The sequence below is a fragment of the Treponema maltophilum ATCC 51939 genome, from assembly GCF_000413055.1.
In the GTDB taxonomy this organism is placed as follows: Bacteria; Spirochaetota; Spirochaetia; order Treponematales; family Treponemataceae; genus Treponema_C; species Treponema_C maltophilum.
This window is the reverse complement of sequence record NZ_KE332518.1, coordinates 433,170-450,623: the sequence shown is the minus strand read 5'-3', so window position 1 is coordinate 450,623 and position 17,454 is coordinate 433,170. Positions and strand designations below refer to the sequence as shown.

Sequence of the window (17,454 nt, the reverse complement as noted above, 5' to 3'; positions counted from 1 at the left end):
AGCCTTTTTTTTATTTTTTTTACTTGCGTTTTATTTAATTTCGTAATATAATCGAAAGCGAAACGAAAGGATTGCACGATGATTCAGGAATTATCAGAACGCGAACACAGTATTTTGAACCGTCTTATGGTACAGGGTGCGGTTTCCGTTGCCGATCTGAGCTCCGAGCTTGCGGTATCCGAAGTAACGATCCGTTCCGATTTAAGCAGTTTGGAAGAGCGCGGTCTTTTAAGCCGTACTCACGGCGGTGCGCTTCCGTCCATCCACCCGCATATTTTTCAGCGGCAAAACATGAACATCGAAGAAAAGCACCGCATCGCCAAAGCCGCCGCCGACTTGGTGGAAGACGGGGACGCAATCATGATTGAAGCGGGAACGACGACTTCGCTTTTGCCGCGCTATTTGGCGGGAAAAAGGGATATCCTTATCATCACCAATTCGATTCCCGCGTTCGAGTCGGCCAAGTCGAACCCGGCGCTGAAAATAACCCTGGTCGGCGGGGAATTCCGCGACAGCACGGATTCCTTTGTCGGAAGGATCACGCTCGATACGATCCGCCGTTTTAACGTGCGCTGCGCCTTCGTCGGTACCGACGGCTTCAGTTTAAAGTCCGGGATTACGACGCATTTAATTGAAGGCGGCGATGTTATTTCGGTTATGCGCGAACGCGCGGAAAATCTCGTGCTTTTGGCGGATTCGTCAAAATACGGAAAAACGGGCGTCGTAACGATTTTGCCCTTGTCGCAAATAAACACGCTGATTACCGACACGGGCTTGCCCGATGCGGCAAAAGAAGAATTAAACCAAATTCCCCTGCACATTATTGCGTGCTGAGGATGGAACGAAAGCTCACGCTTTTATGCCGAGTTTGCGTTGCAAAAGTTTTTATAGGAGGAGCGATAAAAAGCGCCGTCTGAAATGGCGCCGACGCTTTTTATGCCGAGTTTGCGTTGCAAACTCGTTTATTTACTGCGCTTTCTCAACTATCGTTTGCGAAAGCGCGGCTAAAAACTTTTTCGGGAATTGACATTCCCTGCAAAAGTTTTTATAGGAGGAAACATGGCGCATGTTTTGATTATGCCCCGGCAGGGTAACACTGTAGAATCCTGCATTATCGTGGAATGGAAAAAGAAAGAAGGCGATACGGTCGATGCGGAAACGGTCGTATGTGAAGTCGAAACGGATAAAGCGACGTTTGAAGTTCCGGCCGGAGAAGCGGGAACTATTTTAAAGATTTTATATGCGGAAGGCGACGACGTTCCCGTTTTGCAGCCGATTATGGTTGTCGGAAAGCCCGGCGAAAAATGGGAAGATTCGGTAAAAGCGCCGCCTCAGACCGAAGCGCCGAAAGAAACGCAAACGGCTTCTGAACCCGCGTCGGCGGCAGGAGAACCTGTAACCGATGCACCGGCGGTAAGCTCGGCTGCGGAAAAAACACAAGCCGAAAAGACCGCGCCTGCCGCCCCCTCGGCGGCACCCGGCGCACATTTGGCAATTTCGCCGCGGGCGCGCGCAGCAGCATTTAAAGAAGCCGTCGACGTGCGCACTTTAAGCGGAAGCGGTGCCGAAGGGCGTATTATAGAAGCGGATGTGCTGCGCGCGGCAGCCGAAAGGCCGCCGCTTACGGCTGCGGCAAAAGAAGCGCTGCGTTCGGGCGGTTCGCTCCCGGCAGCCGGAAGCGGCATCGGCGGGCGCGTTACGCTTGCCGACATTCAGGCGGTTGCCGACGGAAGTGCGGCAGCCTTTGCGCCGGCCTCGGGCATGAGCGCAGGAGCGGACAGGGCGCTTGCAGCCTGCGCGGCGGCCGACGAATACACGGATACGCCGATTAAAGGCATACGAAAAGTTATTGCCGAGCGCATGATGAACTCTTTGGCGACGGCCGCTCAGTTCACCTTAAATGCAAGCGCCGAAGCGGTCCGTATGCAGGCACTTCGGGAACGCTTTAAGGCAAGCGATCCGGCGATGGGTTTATCGAAGGTAACCGTAAACGATTTGGTGTTGTTCCTCGTTTCCCGCCTGCTCAAAGAATTCCCCTTCTTAAACGGCGTAAAAACAAACGGCGCGATCCGTCTGTATAAAAACGTTCACTTGGGTATGGCTGTGGACACGCCGCGCGGTCTTATGGTTCCGGTCATCCGCAACGCCGATCGAATGTCGCTCGCGCAAATATCCGCTCAGGCAAAACAGCTTGCCGCCGACTGCCAAGCCGGTTCGATAAGTCCCGACCTCTTAAGCGGCTCGACCTTCACCGTAACCAATTTGGGTAATACGGGAATCGAAAGCTTTACGCCCGTCATCAATGCGCCGGAAATCGCTATTTTAGGCGTGTGCGGCATTCAGCCCAAGCCCGCCGCCGACGGACAGGGCGGCTATGCGATACTGCCCCATCTTTCGTTCAGTTTAACCATAGACCACGCGGTTGTGGACGGCGCTCCTGCGGCAAAATTCGTAAAAGCATTGTGCGCAGCCTTAAAAGACATTGATATTTGGATTGCCAAATAAGAGGTACGGTATGTATGATGTAATTATAATCGGAGGCGGACCGGGCGGTTATCTTGCCGCCGAAAGGCTCGCGCAGCGGAAAAAACAGGTTTTGCTCATCGAAAAACAGTATCTGGGCGGAACCTGTTTGAATGTCGGCTGCATTCCCACAAAAACGCTTTTGAATTCGGCAAAGCATTACCTGCACGCGCAGGAAGCGCCCCAATTCGGCGTTCATGCCGATAACATCCGGTTCGACATGGGCGAAATGGCCGCATGGAAAAAGAAAACGGTCGAAACGCTGTGTTCCGGCGTCGCTTCGCTTATGAAGCGATTGAAAGTCGATGTCGTTATGGGAACGGGAGAACTTGTCGCGGCGGGAAAGGTAAAGGTTGCCGAAACGGGCGAAGTGCACGAAGCGAAAGCCGTCATCATTGCCGCAGGTTCGATTCCCGCAATGCCGCCGATTCCCGGCACAAAGGACAATAAAAAACTGTTGGATTCGACCGCGCTTTTGGAACTGACACAGGTTCCCGAAAACCTGTGCGTTATCGGCGGCGGCGTTATCGGTATTGAATTTGCAAGCTTGTTCGGAACGCTCGGCAGCAAGGTAACGGTTATCGAAATGATGGACGAAATAATTCCGCCGATGGACAAAGAGCTTGCGCCGCTTTTGCGCAAACATCTTAAAAACACCGAATTCCGTTTGGGCTGCCGCGTCGAAAAACTCGACGGCGGAACCGTCTTTTATAAAACAAAAGAAGGCAAAGACGAATCCGTAAAAGCGGACATCGTCCTTATGGCCGTCGGGCGCAAATGCCAAACCGAAAGCTGGAACGGCAAAGCTGCCGGAATCGACATAACGCCCAAAGGCGTCGCGGTAGACGAGCACATGCGCACGAATGTGAGCGGCGTATGGGCAATCGGGGACGTAAACGGCAAAAGCATGCTTGCGCACTCGGCGTACCGCATGGCCGAAGTCGCCGTCAACGACATTTGTTCCGTTTTGGACGGAACGCCGAACCGCGACCGCATGAGATACGATGCCGTTCCGTGGGTTGTCTATTCCATACCCGAAGCGTCCGGCTGCGGCATAACCGAACAGGAAGCGCGTGCCAAAAACATCGCTGTAAAAACGGCGACCGTGCCGATGATCGTTTCGGGACGCTTTGTCGCCGAAAACGGCGTAAAAGCCGCCGGAACGGTAAAAGTGATTGCGGATGAAAAAAACGGCCGCATCCTCGGCGTTCATATTTTGGGCTCCTATGCTTCCGAAATGATTTGGGGAGCTTCGGCCCTTATCGAAAACGAAATGCGCGTAGAAGACGTCAAGCAATTGATCTTCCCGCATCCGACCGTATGCGAAGCAATCCGCGAAGCGGTGTGGGCTTTATAAAAGCCGTATGCAAAAGTCATATTATTGAAAAGGAGTATATAGTATGCCGAAATCATTATTCGTAGACCCGAAAAAGGTAAGAAAAGCGGAAATGTTGAAAATCAAAGACATTCCGGTAAATCAGTATCAAAGCGATTTTGAAAAAGAATTAAAAACCTACGGAGCCGAAAAACTCAAACGGATTTTGTACGATATGCAGACAATCCGTGCGTTCGAAACCATGCTCAACACGTTTAAAACGCAGGGCGCATGGGAAAACATCGAATACAACCACAAAGGCCCTGCCCACCTTTCGATGGGACAAGAAGCGGCCGCCGTCGGTCAGTGCGTCAATTTGGGAATCGACGACTTTATTTTCGGTTCGCACCGCAGCCACGGCGAAATTTTGGCAAAGTGCTATTCGGCCGTTGAAAAATTAAGCGAAAAAGAACTCGAGAAAATCATGAAAGAATTTTTAGGCGGCGACACGCTTAAAATGGCCGAAAAAATTTCGTATAAAAACGTAAAAGATTTGGCCGAAAACTTCGTTTTATACGGAACGCTTGCCGAAATTTTTGCACGCAACGCGGGCTTTAACCGCGGCTTGGGCGGCTCCATGCACGCCTATTTTTTGCCCTTCGGTTCAATGCCGAATAACGCAATCGTAGGCGGTTCGGCCGACATAGCGACGGGAGCCGCGCTTTTCAAACGCATCAATAAAAAAAGCGGCATTGTCGTTTCCAATGTGGGAGACGCGGCCTTGGGTTGCGGTCCGGTATGGGAAGCGATGATGATGGCCGCAATGGATCAATACAAAACGCTGTGGCCCGAATCGGCCGGAGGCGCGCCGCCTATTTTGTTTAACTTTTTCAATAACTTTTACGGTATGGGCGGACAAACCTGCGGCGAAACGATGGGCTACGGTTATGTCGCGCGGGTCGGCGCGGGCGTCAATCCGCAAAACATGCACGCCGAGCGCGTAGACGGCTACAATCCGCTCGCCGTTGCGGACGCAATCGCGCGCAAAAAAGCGATTTTGCTTAAAGGCGACGGTCCCGTACTCTTGGACACCATCACCTACCGCGTATCGGGACACTCGCCTTCGGACGCTTCAAGCTACCGCACAAAAGAAGAAATCGACGCGTGGCAAAAAGCGGACGCGATTGAAGAATACAAAGCCTACCTTATAAAGAACAAACTTATCACAAAGGCCGACGCCGAAAAGCAGGAAAATTCAATCCGCGAAAAACTGATTCAGGTTGTAAAGCTGGCGACGGACGACAAAGAAAGTCCGCGCGCGAGCGCCGCGTTTATAGAATCGGTGATGTTTTCGAACACAAAGGCCGACAAATTGGCCGACGGAAAACCCGACGTGCTCGACGTCAATCCCGAAACGAACGTGCGCTTAAAAGCGATTTCCGGAAAAATCAGAAGCGCATTCGACGCGGACGGTAAACCGCTTTCGAAAAACAAAATGTTCCAGTACCGCGACGGTTTGTTCGAAGCGATGTTCCACCGCTTTGTAACCGACCCGACGATGGCTGCATGGGGCGAAGAAAACCGCGATTGGGGCGGAGCTTTCGCCGTGTACCGCGGCTTAACCGAAGCGCTGCCCTACCCGCGTTTGTTCAACAGTCCCATTTCCGAAGCGGCGATTGTCGGCGCGGGAGTCGGCTACGCGATGAGCGGCGGACGCGCGGTTGTGGAATTGATGTACTGCGATTTTATGGGACGCGCGGGAGACGAAATATTCAACCAAGCTTCAAAATGGCAGTCGATGTCCGCAGGACTTTTGAAAATGCCGCTTACCGTACGCGTTTCGGTCGGCAACAAATACGGCGCCCAGCACAGTCAGGATTGGAGCGCTCTGGTCGCCGCAATTCCCGGCCTTAAAGCGGTGTTCCCCGCAACGCCCTACGACGCAAAAGGTATGCTGAACTACGCGCTGCGCGGCACGGATCCGGTTATCTTCTTCGAAAGCCAAAAGCTCTATGATAAAGGCGAAGAATTCGAAAAAGAAGTTCCGGCCGGTTACTACGAAATTCCGGAAGGAGAACCGGCAATCCGCAAAACCGGCACAGACATCACGATCGCAACGCTGGGCGCCACGCTGTACACCGCAATGAACGCCGCGAAAACGCTTAAAGAACAATACGGCATGGATGCCGAAATTATCGACATCCGTTGGATCAATCCGCTGAACTACGAAAAAATCGTCGAATCGGTAAAGAAAACCGGTAAGCTTTTGCTCGTAAGCGATGCGGCCGAACGCGGCTCTTTTATGCACACGGTTGCTTCGAATATGAGTGCGCTTGCCTTCGATTATTTGGACGCGCCGGTCGCCGTGCTGGGAAGCCGCAACTGGATAACGCCCGCTCCCGAATGTGAACACTATTATTTCCCGAGCGTCGATTGGATTTTGGATACGATTCACGAGCGCATTATTCCGTTAAAAGGATATACGCCCACATCGGTTCAAACGACAATGGATATTTTGCGCAAAAATCGTCAGGGAGTCTGAACTTCGGGTGTAAAACACTTACGCGTTTAAAAAATCGATAAAACGGCTGCCGGGAACACGGATTTTCGGCGGCCGCCTGTGCGCAATTATTGCACAGTTATAATGTAAGGAAAACTATGAACGATTACGGAAAAATAAACGATTCCAAACTGTCCGGCGAAAAACGGGTTGCCGCGCTCAAAGCATGGCTCGAAAAAAACGGTAAAAACCTTCCCCCGCTGAATGTCCAGACAAACAATCACATTCATACCGTGTACAGCTTCAGCCCCTACACGCCGGCAATGGCCGCTTTAAAAGCGCGCGAAGCGGGCCTTGCGGTTGCAGGTTCCGTCGACCATGATTCCGTATCGGCAGCCGAAGAAATGACCGAAGCTTGCGGCCTTTTGGGCATCGGAGTCGTTACGGGCTTTGAAGTGCGCGTAAGTTTTAAACATACGCGTTTTGCCGACGTAAAACTGAACAATCCCGATTCCAAGGGCATTGCATACATGACGGTGCAGGGCATTCCCGCATCGAAAAGAAAACTCGCCGCTTTATTTTTGCAGCCGATTTGCAAAGCGCGCAAAAAGCGCAATATCGCGATGACCGCTTCTTTAAACGAAATTATCACGGAAGCCGGTCTTAAGCCGCTGTCGTATGAAAAAGACATAGAGCCCTTGTCAAAATCCGACGAAGGAGGAAGCGTTACCGAACGGCATATTTTATACGCGCTCGCGCACCGTTTTATCGACACTTACGGAACGGGCGAAGAACTTCTAAAGAATTTAAAAGCGCGCTTTAATTTGTACATCGGCGGAAAAACCGCGGAGCGCCTCGCCGACGCTTCAAATCCGCATTATGAGTACGATTTACTCGGCGTGTTAAAAAGCGAATTTTTGCCGCGCATCTTTATTCAGCCCGACAGCAGCGAATGCATTCCGGCCGAAACCGTTACCGCGTTTGCCCAAGCGATAGGAGCCGTTCCCGCATACGCATATTTGGGTGACATAACCGAGTCGCCTACCGGCGACAAAAAAGCCGAAAAATTCGAAGACGATTTTTTGGACGATTTATTCCCCGTGCTCAAAGAGCTGGGCTACCTTGCCGTAACGTACATGCCGCCGCGCAACACAAAGCAGCAGCTTTTGCGCTTGCGCAAATTGTGCGAAAAATACGGTTTTATGGAAATATCCGGCGTCGACATAAACAGTTCACGACAGGATTTTTCGTGTCCCGAATTGCTCGAAAAAGAATTCGAAAACCTTATCGACGCGACATGGGCTTTGGCGGCGCATGAAAAACTTGCCTCATACAAAAACGAATACGGCTTGTTTTCCGCCGAAAATCCTTTGGCGCACGAAGCGCTTGCCAAGCGCCTTGCCGTATATGCCGACTTGGGCAAAAAACTTAAACCGGCGGGAACGCTGAGCGCCGAACAGGCGGCTTTATCATTAACGGAGGAGCGATAAAAGAAATATGACAAACGCAGCATTTTTTGCGCCGATTATCCGCGGCGCGATTATAAACCTTGTGCAAAAACCGTGGATCGTACAAAGCGTCGGTTCGGCGCAATCCGCACAAAAAGAACGGAAAGCTTCGTTGCGCATCGCTTTTGAAGGCGTGCCGAACGACGAAAAAGAAGCGGCCGCAGCCGTAAAAAAGGCTTTCGCTTCGATTCACAAGGGCGCCGTTCCCTCATGCATTGAACTTACGGTTGAAGGAAAAACCGAGCGCTTTTTAACGGCGCCCGACACGCTCTCTCTTGCGCAAGCCGAAAGCGGTGCGGTAAACGAATGGAACTGCGCGTGCGCGTCTTGCGCTTCGCGTGCCGACGTCGTAAAAAACAAAACGGCCCTCGTAACCGGCGGCGCACAGGGCTTCGGCGAAGAGCTGGTGCGCGGTTTGGTAAAGCAGGGCGCCGTCGTCTTTATTGCCGATTTAAACCTTGAAGGCGCCGAAAAACTTGCCGCCGCTTTAAACGCCGAAGAAAAAAAACAAACAGCCTTTGCCGTTAAAGTAAACGTCGCCGATGAAGAATCCGTCGAAAATATGTTCGAAACGGCCGCCCTTACCTGCGGCGGCTTGGATCTGTGCATAAGCAATGCGGGCGTCCTTCGCGCTTCAAGCATTTTGGAGCAGGACATGGCCTCGTTCCGTTTTGTTACCGATATAAACTACACGGCCTTCGCCGTCGTAACGAAGCACTGCGCACGCCTTATGAAGCGCCAATACGCGGCCGCCCCTTCATGGCCGACCGACATCATTCAAATCAATTCAAAGTCGGGCTTGGAAGGCTCGAATAAAAACGGCTCTTATGCCGGAGGCAAATTCGGCGGCATAGGATTGGTTGAAAGTTTTGCGCTGGAATTGGTCGCCTACGGTATTAAAGTGAACGCAATATGCCCCGGAAACTTTTTCGACGGGCCGCTGTGGTCGGATCCGGAAAAAGGCCTGTTCGTGCAGTACTTAAAAGCCGGCAAAGTTCCCGGCGCACAAACGGTTGCCGACGTAAAAGCCTTTTACGAAGCAAAGGTTCCGATGAACAGAGGATGTTCCGGCCCGGACGTTTTAAAAGCCGTGCTCTACCTTGTCGAACAGACATACGAAACGGGCCAAGCACTTCCGGTAACCGGCGGACAGGTTATGCTGCATTAAGTAAAAGTGCTGAATAAAGAAATCAGGAGTTCTTTATGGAATATGCTGTTGCCGTTATAGACATCGGCATGACGAACAAAAAAGTTGCCGTATACGATGAAAACCTGCATCAGCTCGATGCGGTGTACAAAACGTTTGAGCCGCTGAAAGTCCGCGAGCCGGATACGGGCGCTCAAGTCGAAGCGCACGATTTGGCGGGAATGGAAGATTGGTTTTTCGAGCAATTGCGCACTTTCGCGCAAAAGTATCCGATTAAAGCGCTGTCGGTAACGACGCACGGGGCAACCTTTGTCTGCATCGATAAGGACGGAAAAGTGTGCGTCCCGTCGGTTCTTTACACGCACGAGCCGGGTGAACAATTCCAAAACGAATTTTATAAAAAATGCGGAAGCAAAGCCGACTTGCAGCGCAGCACGTATACGCCGGCGTTCGGGTCGCTCATAAATCCCGCAAAGGGCATTATGTATGTGCAAAAACATTTTGCCGCGGAATTCGCCCAAACGCGCACTATTTTGAATTTCCCCCAGTATTGGGGCTATGTGTTTACCGGCATTGCGGGAACCGAACCGACGTATTGCGGCTGTCACAGCTATTTGTGGGACCACAAAAAAAGCGATTGGTCGCCCGTAACCGACACGCTGGGAATCCGGCCGCTTCTTCCGACGAAGTATAAAAACACTTGCGAAGCGCTCGGCACGCTGACCGAGGAAGCGGCAAAACGCTCCGGACTCGACCGCTCGACCCTCGTAACCATGGGAATCCACGATTCAAACGCATCGCTTTTGCCCTACTTTGCAAAAGACGACACGGGCGACTTTGTGCTCAATTCGACGGGCACTTGGTGCGTATGCATGCACCCGCAGGATGAATTGGCTTTTAACGAAGACGACATCGGAAAAATCGTCTTTTTCAACCAATCGGCGTTCCGCCGCCCCATAAAAACCGCCATCTTTGTGGGCGGCATGGAATTCGACACGTATATAAGTTTGTACAAAAAAGTACACAATACGGAACAATTTCCCTCGTTCGATTTCGGCAAAACGCAGGAAGTATTGAATGAAAAAGACACCTTCCTTATGCCCGAAATCGTTGCGGGTTCCGGGCAGTTCACCGGTTCAAAGCCGGGCATCCGCGAACGCGGTACCTTTTATTCCCTTGAAGACATGCAAAAAGGCGCAAAACTGCCGCACATTATACGGGACGAACAGCGCTTTTTTGCCCTGCTCGATTTGTCGCTGGTTATACAAACCGAAACCGCGCTTCGGCGTTCGGGACTAAAAAAAGGTACAAAGGTCTTTACGGAAGGAGGTTTCCGCAAAAACAAATTATACAATGCCCTGCTTGCTTCGGCGCTTCCGGAAAACGAAATATTTTTAACCGGCATTGCCGAAGCGACCGCGTGCGGTGCGGCGATAGCGGCCGTTATGGCTCTAAGCGGCAAACCGATACGCGACCTCGGCAAAAACGCCGACATAGCCTACACGGCGGTCGAAAAAGCACCCGTAACTGGCTACGAAGCGTATAAAAAAGCATGGATGAATGAAACCCGGATTTAACTTTTGGTGCTGCATTTTGGAGAAAGTTAGGGCAGGATGCCTGTACAGGGAAATGTCCGTCGAGTTTTTTTGCGAAAGCAAAAATACTCGAAGCTGGTGTTTACTGCCATCAGTGGCAGTATTGTGGATAGGTTGGGATTCTTAAGGGCGGTAGCCCTTAAGCGTCATTTGGAAGATAGAAGGGGTTTTAGGGGAAGGAAGAAACTTTTAGTCGCAAAAGTGTCTTCCTTCCCCTAAATAAAAGTTTTTATAGGAGTTATGATAAAAAGCGCCGACTGAAATAGCGTCGTCGCTTTTTATTCCGAGTTTGCGTTGCAAACTCGTTTATTTATTACGCTTTCTCACCTAACGTTTACGAAAGCGCTGAAAAAACTTTTTCGGGAATTGACATTCCCTGCAAAAGTTTTTATAGGAGTGTGTATGAAAACAAAAGCTGTCCGTTTATACGGAGTAAACGATTTGAGGCTGGAAGAATTCGAACTTCCGCCCATTAAAGACGACGAAATCCTTGCGGAAATCGTTTCCGATTCGGTATGTATGTCGAGCCACAAGCTTGCCATGCAGGGCGACGCGCATAAACGCGTGCGCGCAAAGCTGTCTGAAAATCCGGTTATTATCGGGCACGAATTTTGCGGAACGCTGGTTGAAGTCGGCAAAAAATGGCAGCACCAATTTAAGGCGGGGCAAAAGTTCGCCATACAGCCCGCGCTGAACAAAGACGGCACGCTGTGGGCGCCCGGCTATTCATACGCCCATATCGGAGGCGATGCGACCTATATCATCATTCCTGCCGAAGTTATGGAGTTGGGCTGCCTTTTGGAATACAAGGCCGACAACTTTTTTATGGGCTCTCTTTCGGAGCCGGTATCCTGCGTTGTCGGAGCCTTCCACGCACAGTACCACACCACGGCGGGAAGCTACGAACACCGCATGGGAATCGTCGAAGGCGGCTCGCTTGCCCTTTTGGCGGGAGTCGGCCCTATGGGACTTACGGCGATCGATTACGCCGTTCACAATCCGCGCAAACCCGGTTTTTTGGTTGTAACCGACATCGACGATGCGCGGCTGCAAAGAGCCGAAAGCCTTTTACCGCCGTCCGAAGCGGCAAAGCACGGAGTAAAACTCGTGTATGTGAACACGCGCGACATTAAAGATCCGGCCGCAAAGTTAAAAGAACTTAACGGCGGCAAACTCTATGACGACGTATTCGTGTTTGCGCCCGTAAAGCCCGTTGTGGAACTCGGCGACAGCCTGTGCGGCAAAGACGGCTGTTTGAACTTTTTTGCAGGCCCCACCGACCCGTCGTTCAGCGCAATGTACAACTTTTACAATGTCCACTACGAATCCCACCACGTGGTCGGCACTTCGGGCGGCAATACCGACGACATAAAAGAATCTTTGCACATGATGGCCAAAGGCGAACTCAACCCGGTTACGATGATTACGCACGTGGGCGGACTCGACCAAGTCGCCGACACGGTTATCAATTTGGATAAGATTCCCGGCGGCAAAAAGCTGATTTATACGCATAAAAAACTGCCGCTGACCGCTTTAGCCGATTTTGAAGCAAAAGGCAAAACCGATCCGTTTTTCGCCGAACTTGCAAAAATCGTACAAAAAAGCGATATGCTGTGGTCGAAAGAAGCCGAAGATTATCTTTTGAAACACGCGCCGGATCTGTAAGACCCGTAAAATCGATAAAAAATATTCGATAAAAATCTGGACAAAAATATTCGAAAAAAGTATAATACGACTTGAAAGCGGGGCGTATAACCGCGCGCCGCTTTTTTATACTTATTTGTTAAAAAGCACAAAAAGTGCAAGGGATTTCATAGGAGGTTTTTATGAAATTATCGGACAATCGCATTGTATCAAAAATTGCGGTTTTATCTGTTTGTTTGGTCACGATACTTTTGCTGGCTGCAGGATGCGGCAACGGTACCGCAAAAGTCAAATGGGACTATCAGGCCGATGTCGTCATCGTCGGAGCAGGCGGAGCAGGTTTGCCCGCCGGTCTTAAAGCGATCGAAGACGGCGCATCCGTTTTGTTCGTGGAAACGAACTGGGATGTCGGCGGACACGCGGCGGTCAGCGAAGGTCAGCTTCACTCAGGCGGCAGCACGGTTTCGCAAAAAGAATGGGGCATCGAAGATTCGGCCGACTTGTATTACTACGATCATACCAGAGGTCAAGCGGTCGATTCGCGTTTTAACGAATTTTCCCAAGTGCGTTCCGTTGCGAACAGCATGGCAAAAGCGTACGACTTTATTTTAAAGAACGGCGTTAAGATTTTGGAAATCGAACCGATGGTTCGCAATTACTACCGCGACGGCGGATCGGATCCGGACAGCGTCGGACGCATGACCTATTCCGACAGCGGCGAATGGAAAAACGAATACACCGGCACGACAGCTGCAGGCGTCGCAATTACCCGTCCGCTCGAAAAATCACTGCGCGACAAGGGTGCGAAATTCCTTTTGAACTACCACATGGACAAAATCTACCGCGAAGGCGTTCAATCCGGAAAAGTATTGGGCGTACAGGCAAGCTATACGCCGCACATTTTGCCCGGCGAAAGCAAACCGCTTACGAGCCTTATGACGGAAGGGAACATCGACAACACGAAAAAAACGCTGAACATTAAAGCGAACAAAGCCGTTATCATCGCAACCGGCGGTTCGACCGGCAACGTGCAATTCCGCACGATGTTCGACCCGCGCCTCGGCCCCGAATACGACGGCTTGGGAGGCATGCCCTTCTCCGATCAGGATGCATCGGGTGAAATCGCCGCAATGGAAATCGGTGCCGCTCTTATGTCGCTTTCGTCTTATCAAATGACCGAAGGCGGCGCGCAGATGAAAGCGCCGAACCGCATCGGCTGCCAGTACGGCTACGGCCGCGGTTTTATGAGAGACAGCAAACTCTGGGCGATTTCGAGAGCAACCGGTATCGAAATGGATCTCAACAGCATGATCGTCGTCAACATGCTCGGCCAGCGCTTTGCCAACGAAGACGATTATCGCGGAGTATTCCCCGGTCCCGAATATCAGCGCTTTTTTAACAGCGCCGCATCGAGCGTATTTATCGACGCGGACGGCGACGGAAACGCCGAATGCTACGGCGGCCCGGTATGGGCGATCGTCGACGACGCGGCCGCAAAACGCAACGACTGGGTTATGGAACAGGGCGTTCTCGATTTCGAAGGCGGCTATGCGTTCAAAGCGGACACGCTTGAAGAACTCGCACAAAAAATTGTCAACAAATACTACGAAAACATCAAGATGGATCCCAAAACCCTCGTCAACACGGTTAACCGCTACAATTCGTTTGTCGCGGCCGGAAAAGACGACGATTGGGGAAAAACCACGCTTAAAAACCAAATCAAAACCGGACCTTTTTATGCACTGTGGGCGGTATCGAACATCCACGACACGCTTGCGGGTTTGCGCGTCGACGACAAAATGCAGGTTGTCGACTTGCACGGAAAACTCATTCCGAACCTCTTTTGCGCGGGCGAATCCGCCGGCGGTATGAGAGTGCACGGTTTGGGCCGCGTTATCACGGCGGGTTATATCGCAGGCCGCTCGGCCGCTTCCGTTGACAAAGACGGATTTGCGACGGCGAGCACGGCGCTCGATCCCGCATTTGCCGGCGATGAAACGAACTACAAGACGAAGACCGACAAAGCTTCGTTCTTTGCGCCCCGCGGTTCCACGCGCGCAACGAAAACGCATTCGGACAAAGAAGCCGAATTGAAGGCTATCGCATCCGGTCAAAAAACGACTGCGGCATCCGGTTCCATCTTCAACTATACGAGTATGTCGGGTGCAGCAAACAATACCTTTACGGGCGCATCCGACAAGGGTATGGGCGGAACCGTTCGCGTACAGATTACGGTTAAAGACGGCAAAATGACGGACATCAAAGTGATCAAACACTCCGAAACGCCCGGCATCGGCCCCGAAGCGATCGCAAAACTGACCGAGCAGGCGCTGCAAAAACAAAGCGCACAGCTCGACACGGTTTCCGGCGCGACCATGACGTCGACCGCTTTCAAAGAAGCGCTCGCGACGGCTATGAAAAAAGCCGGTTTAACAAAATAAGGGAAAAGGCTGCAGGAACCTTTCTTAAAACATTCGGTTTTTCTGCAGCTCGCCCCTCTTTTGCTTTGCTCCGCCTTCGGCGACGGCAAAGCAAGCGGCCGCCCTTCGGGCGGCCTTTTTTATGTCCCGTCAGTATATTAATGTACCGGCACGGACGCCGGCAAAGCCGTAGGTTTCCGAGTTTGCGAAGCAAACTCGAGTTGGGAATTGCACACGGAAGTGCAATTCCCATACCGGCACGCGATGTTTGCCGTAAGGCAAACTCGGGTTGAAACCTGTACGCTTCGTACAGGTTCATACGATGTCGGCAAAGCCGTAGGTTTTCGAGTTTGCGAAGCAAACTCAAGTTGGGAATTGCACATGGAAGTGCAATTCCCATACCGGCACGCGATGTTTGCCGTAAGGCAAACTCGGGTTGAAACCTGTACGCTTCGTACAGGTTTCATACGATGTCGGCAAAGCCGTAAGTGTATGCGAGTTTTGGGCGCGGCATCTGATTTTTACACGCCGCTTGCTCTTTTTGACCTTTTTCGCTATACTATATTGCATTAGATGTTTTTATACTGAAAATCCTTGCAGATTCTGCAAAACCAGTAAGAGAGAGGTACTAAAACTATGAGTTTTGATATTTCAAAGATGAGAAATATCGGTATCAGTGCCCATATTGACTCGGGAAAAACAACCCTGTCCGAACGTATTCTTTTTTATTGCGACAAAATTCATGCCATCCATGAAGTACGCGGAAAAGACGGAGTCGGTGCCGTAATGGACAATATGGAACTGGAGCGGGAACGCGGTATTACGATTCAGTCCGCATCCACACAGGTTAAATGGAAAGATTACACCGTCAATGTTATCGATACGCCCGGCCACGTCGACTTTACCGTTGAAGTCGAACGTTCTTTGCGCGTTTTGGACGGAGCCATTTTGGTTTTGTGTTCCGTCGGCGGCGTTCAGTCGCAGTCAATAACCGTAGACCGCCAATTAAAACGCTACCATGTTCCGAGAATCGCCTTTGTCAACAAATGCGACCGCACGGGCGCGAACCCTTTTAAAGTCCGCATGCAGCTGCGGGAAAAACTCGGCCTTAACGCGTACATGATGGAAATCCCGATCGGACTGGAAGACAAGCTCGAAGGCGTTGTCGATCTTATCACGATGAAGGCGATTTATTTTGAAGGCGATAACGGTACCGAATTGCGCTACGCCGAAATTCCCGCACACTTGCAAGCCGATGCGGCAAAATACCGCGAAGAACTTTTGGATGCCGCGTCCATGTTCGACGACGAACTTATGGAAGCCATGCTCGAAGGTAAGGAAACGCAGGAAATGATCGAACGGGCAATTCGCAAAGGAACCTTGAGCGAACAGTTCGTCGGCGTATTCCTCGGTTCGGCATATAAAAACAAGGGCATTCAGCCGCTTTTGGACGGCGTCATCAAATACCTTCCGAACCCGACCGAAGTAAAAAACATCGCTTTGGATTTGGACAACAACGAAGCGCCGGTCGAATTAAAAGCCGACGAAAAACTTCCCTGCGTCGCTTTGGGCTTTAAACTGGAAGACGGGCAATACGGCCAGCTCACCTACGTCCGCGTGTATCAGGGCTGTTTAAAAAAAGGCGACGAACTTTTAAATACGCGCGCACGCAAAAAATTCAAAGTAGGCCGTTTGGTGCGCATGAACTCTTCTTCAATGGAAGACATAAACGAAGGTTCTCCGGGCGACATTGTCGCGCTGTTCGGCATAGACTGCGCATCCGGCGATACGTTCTGCCATCCGAGCTTAAACTATGCGATGACTTCAATGTACGTGCCCGATCCGGTTATTTCGCTCGCCATTACGCCCAAAGACAAAAAATCGGCCGACCAAATGGCAAAGGCTTTGAACCGCTTTACGAAAGAAGACCCCACGTTCCAATCGTATGTGGACCCCGAATCGAACCAAACGATTATCAAGGGTATGGGCGAGCTTCACTTGGAAGTATACATCGAACGCATGAGGCGTGAATATAAGTGCGAAGTCGAAACGGGTATGCCGCAGGTTGCCTACCGCGAAACGATTACCCAGCATGCCGACTTCAACTATACGCATAAAAAGCAAACCGGAGGTTCCGGACAGTACGGCCGCGTCGCCGGCTTCCTCGAACCGCTGGAAGGCAAAGATTACGAGTTTGTCGATGCCATAAAAGGCGGTGCCATTCCGAACGAATTTATTCCGTCCTGCGATAAAGGCTTCAGAGCTTCGATGACAAAGGGCGCCCTGATCGGCTTCCCCATCGTCGGCATTAAAGCGACGATAAACGACGGCCAATCGCACCCGGTAGACTCTTCCGATATTGCATTCCAGCAAGCGGCGATCGGCGGATTCCGCGAAGCGTACTTAAAAGCAAAGCCGGTTATTTTGGAACCGATTATGAAGGTTTCGATCGAAGGCCCCACCGAATTTCAGGGAAACATTTTTGCCGTCATCAATCAAAGACGCGGTATTATCATTTCGTCCACCGAAGACGGCAATTTCAGCCGCGTCGATGCCGAAGTTCCCTTAAGCGAAATGTTCGGCTTTTCGACGGTTTTGCGTTCTTTAACTCAGGGCAAGGCGGAATTCTCGATGGAATTCGAAAAATACGGAAAGGTTCCGACGGGCATTGCCGAAACGCTGATAAAAGAATACGAAGAAAAGCGTAAAAAGAATCAATAACTAAAGGAGAGCATAAAAAGCGCCGTCTGCAATAGCGCCGCCGCTTTTTATGCCGAGTTTGCGTCGCAAACTCGTCTATTT

Annotated in this window: 10 protein-coding genes; all 10 read left to right on the top strand. The window is 51.2% G+C overall.

Annotation, left to right across the window (positions count from 1 at the left end):
* Positions 1 to 78 precede the first annotated feature (78 nt).
* The 10 genes from HMPREF9194_RS02055 (at position 79) to fusA (ending at position 17,373) form a co-directional block, all read left to right on the top strand.
* Positions 79 to 834, top strand: coding sequence for a DeoR/GlpR family DNA-binding transcription regulator (locus tag HMPREF9194_RS02055; protein ID WP_016524704.1), 756 nt, complete (start codon positions 79 to 81; stop codon positions 832 to 834).
* Positions 835 to 1,059: 225 nt separating this feature from the next.
* Positions 1,060 to 2,505: a dihydrolipoamide acetyltransferase family protein gene (locus tag HMPREF9194_RS02050; protein ID WP_016524703.1), complete on the top strand. Its 1,446-nt coding sequence runs from the start codon at positions 1,060 to 1,062 to the stop codon at positions 2,503 to 2,505.
* A gap of 10 nt (positions 2,506 to 2,515) precedes the next feature.
* Positions 2,516 to 3,880: a dihydrolipoyl dehydrogenase gene (gene lpdA / locus HMPREF9194_RS02045; RefSeq protein WP_016524702.1), complete on the top strand. Its 1,365-nt coding sequence runs from the start codon at positions 2,516 to 2,518 to the stop codon at positions 3,878 to 3,880.
* Between the two features lie 43 nt (positions 3,881 to 3,923).
* Entirely contained in the window at positions 3,924 to 6,380 is a 2,457-nt protein-coding gene (locus tag HMPREF9194_RS02040) for an alpha-ketoacid dehydrogenase subunit alpha/beta (RefSeq protein ID WP_016524701.1), read from the top strand.
* Between the two features lie 116 nt (positions 6,381 to 6,496).
* Positions 6,497 to 7,828, top strand: a complete 1,332-nt coding sequence (locus tag HMPREF9194_RS02035; protein ID WP_016524700.1) for a PHP domain-containing protein — start codon at positions 6,497 to 6,499, stop codon at positions 7,826 to 7,828.
* Positions 7,829 to 7,835: 7 nt separating this feature from the next.
* Positions 7,836 to 9,014, top strand: a complete 1,179-nt coding sequence (locus tag HMPREF9194_RS02030) for an SDR family NAD(P)-dependent oxidoreductase (RefSeq protein ID WP_016524699.1) — start codon at positions 7,836 to 7,838, stop codon at positions 9,012 to 9,014.
* A gap of 35 nt (positions 9,015 to 9,049) precedes the next feature.
* On the top strand, positions 9,050 to 10,570 hold the full coding sequence (locus HMPREF9194_RS02025) for an FGGY family carbohydrate kinase (RefSeq protein ID WP_016524698.1): 1,521 nt from the start codon (positions 9,050 to 9,052) through the stop codon (positions 10,568 to 10,570).
* A 420-nt stretch (positions 10,571 to 10,990) separates the two neighbouring features.
* Entirely contained in the window at positions 10,991 to 12,253 is a 1,263-nt protein-coding gene (locus HMPREF9194_RS02020) for a zinc-binding dehydrogenase (protein ID WP_016524697.1), read from the top strand.
* 161 nt (positions 12,254 to 12,414) lie between these two features.
* Positions 12,415 to 14,673: an FAD-binding protein gene (locus HMPREF9194_RS02015; RefSeq protein ID WP_016524696.1), complete on the top strand. Its 2,259-nt coding sequence runs from the start codon at positions 12,415 to 12,417 to the stop codon at positions 14,671 to 14,673.
* A 615-nt stretch (positions 14,674 to 15,288) separates the two neighbouring features.
* Positions 15,289 to 17,373 (top strand): elongation factor G, encoded by a 2,085-nt coding sequence (fusA, locus tag HMPREF9194_RS02005; RefSeq protein ID WP_016524695.1) that lies wholly within the window; start codon positions 15,289 to 15,291, stop codon positions 17,371 to 17,373.
* The last annotated feature ends 81 nt before the right edge of the window (positions 17,374 to 17,454 follow it).

Coding starts and splice junctions, on each gene's coding strand:
- HMPREF9194_RS02055 (WP_016524704.1), top strand. CDS start 79: ATGATTCAGGAATTATCAGAACGCGAACACAGTATTTTGAACCGTCTT.
- HMPREF9194_RS02050 (WP_016524703.1), top strand. CDS start 1,060: ATGGCGCATGTTTTGATTATGCCCCGGCAGGGTAACACTGTAGAATCC.
- lpdA (WP_016524702.1), top strand. CDS start 2,516: ATGTATGATGTAATTATAATCGGAGGCGGACCGGGCGGTTATCTTGCC.
- HMPREF9194_RS02040 (WP_016524701.1), top strand. CDS start 3,924: ATGCCGAAATCATTATTCGTAGACCCGAAAAAGGTAAGAAAAGCGGAA.
- HMPREF9194_RS02035 (WP_016524700.1), top strand. CDS start 6,497: ATGAACGATTACGGAAAAATAAACGATTCCAAACTGTCCGGCGAAAAA.
- HMPREF9194_RS02030 (WP_016524699.1), top strand. CDS start 7,836: ATGACAAACGCAGCATTTTTTGCGCCGATTATCCGCGGCGCGATTATA.
- HMPREF9194_RS02025 (WP_016524698.1), top strand. CDS start 9,050: ATGGAATATGCTGTTGCCGTTATAGACATCGGCATGACGAACAAAAAA.
- HMPREF9194_RS02020 (WP_016524697.1), top strand. CDS start 10,991: ATGAAAACAAAAGCTGTCCGTTTATACGGAGTAAACGATTTGAGGCTG.
- HMPREF9194_RS02015 (WP_016524696.1), top strand. CDS start 12,415: ATGAAATTATCGGACAATCGCATTGTATCAAAAATTGCGGTTTTATCT.
- fusA (WP_016524695.1), top strand. CDS start 15,289: ATGAGTTTTGATATTTCAAAGATGAGAAATATCGGTATCAGTGCCCAT.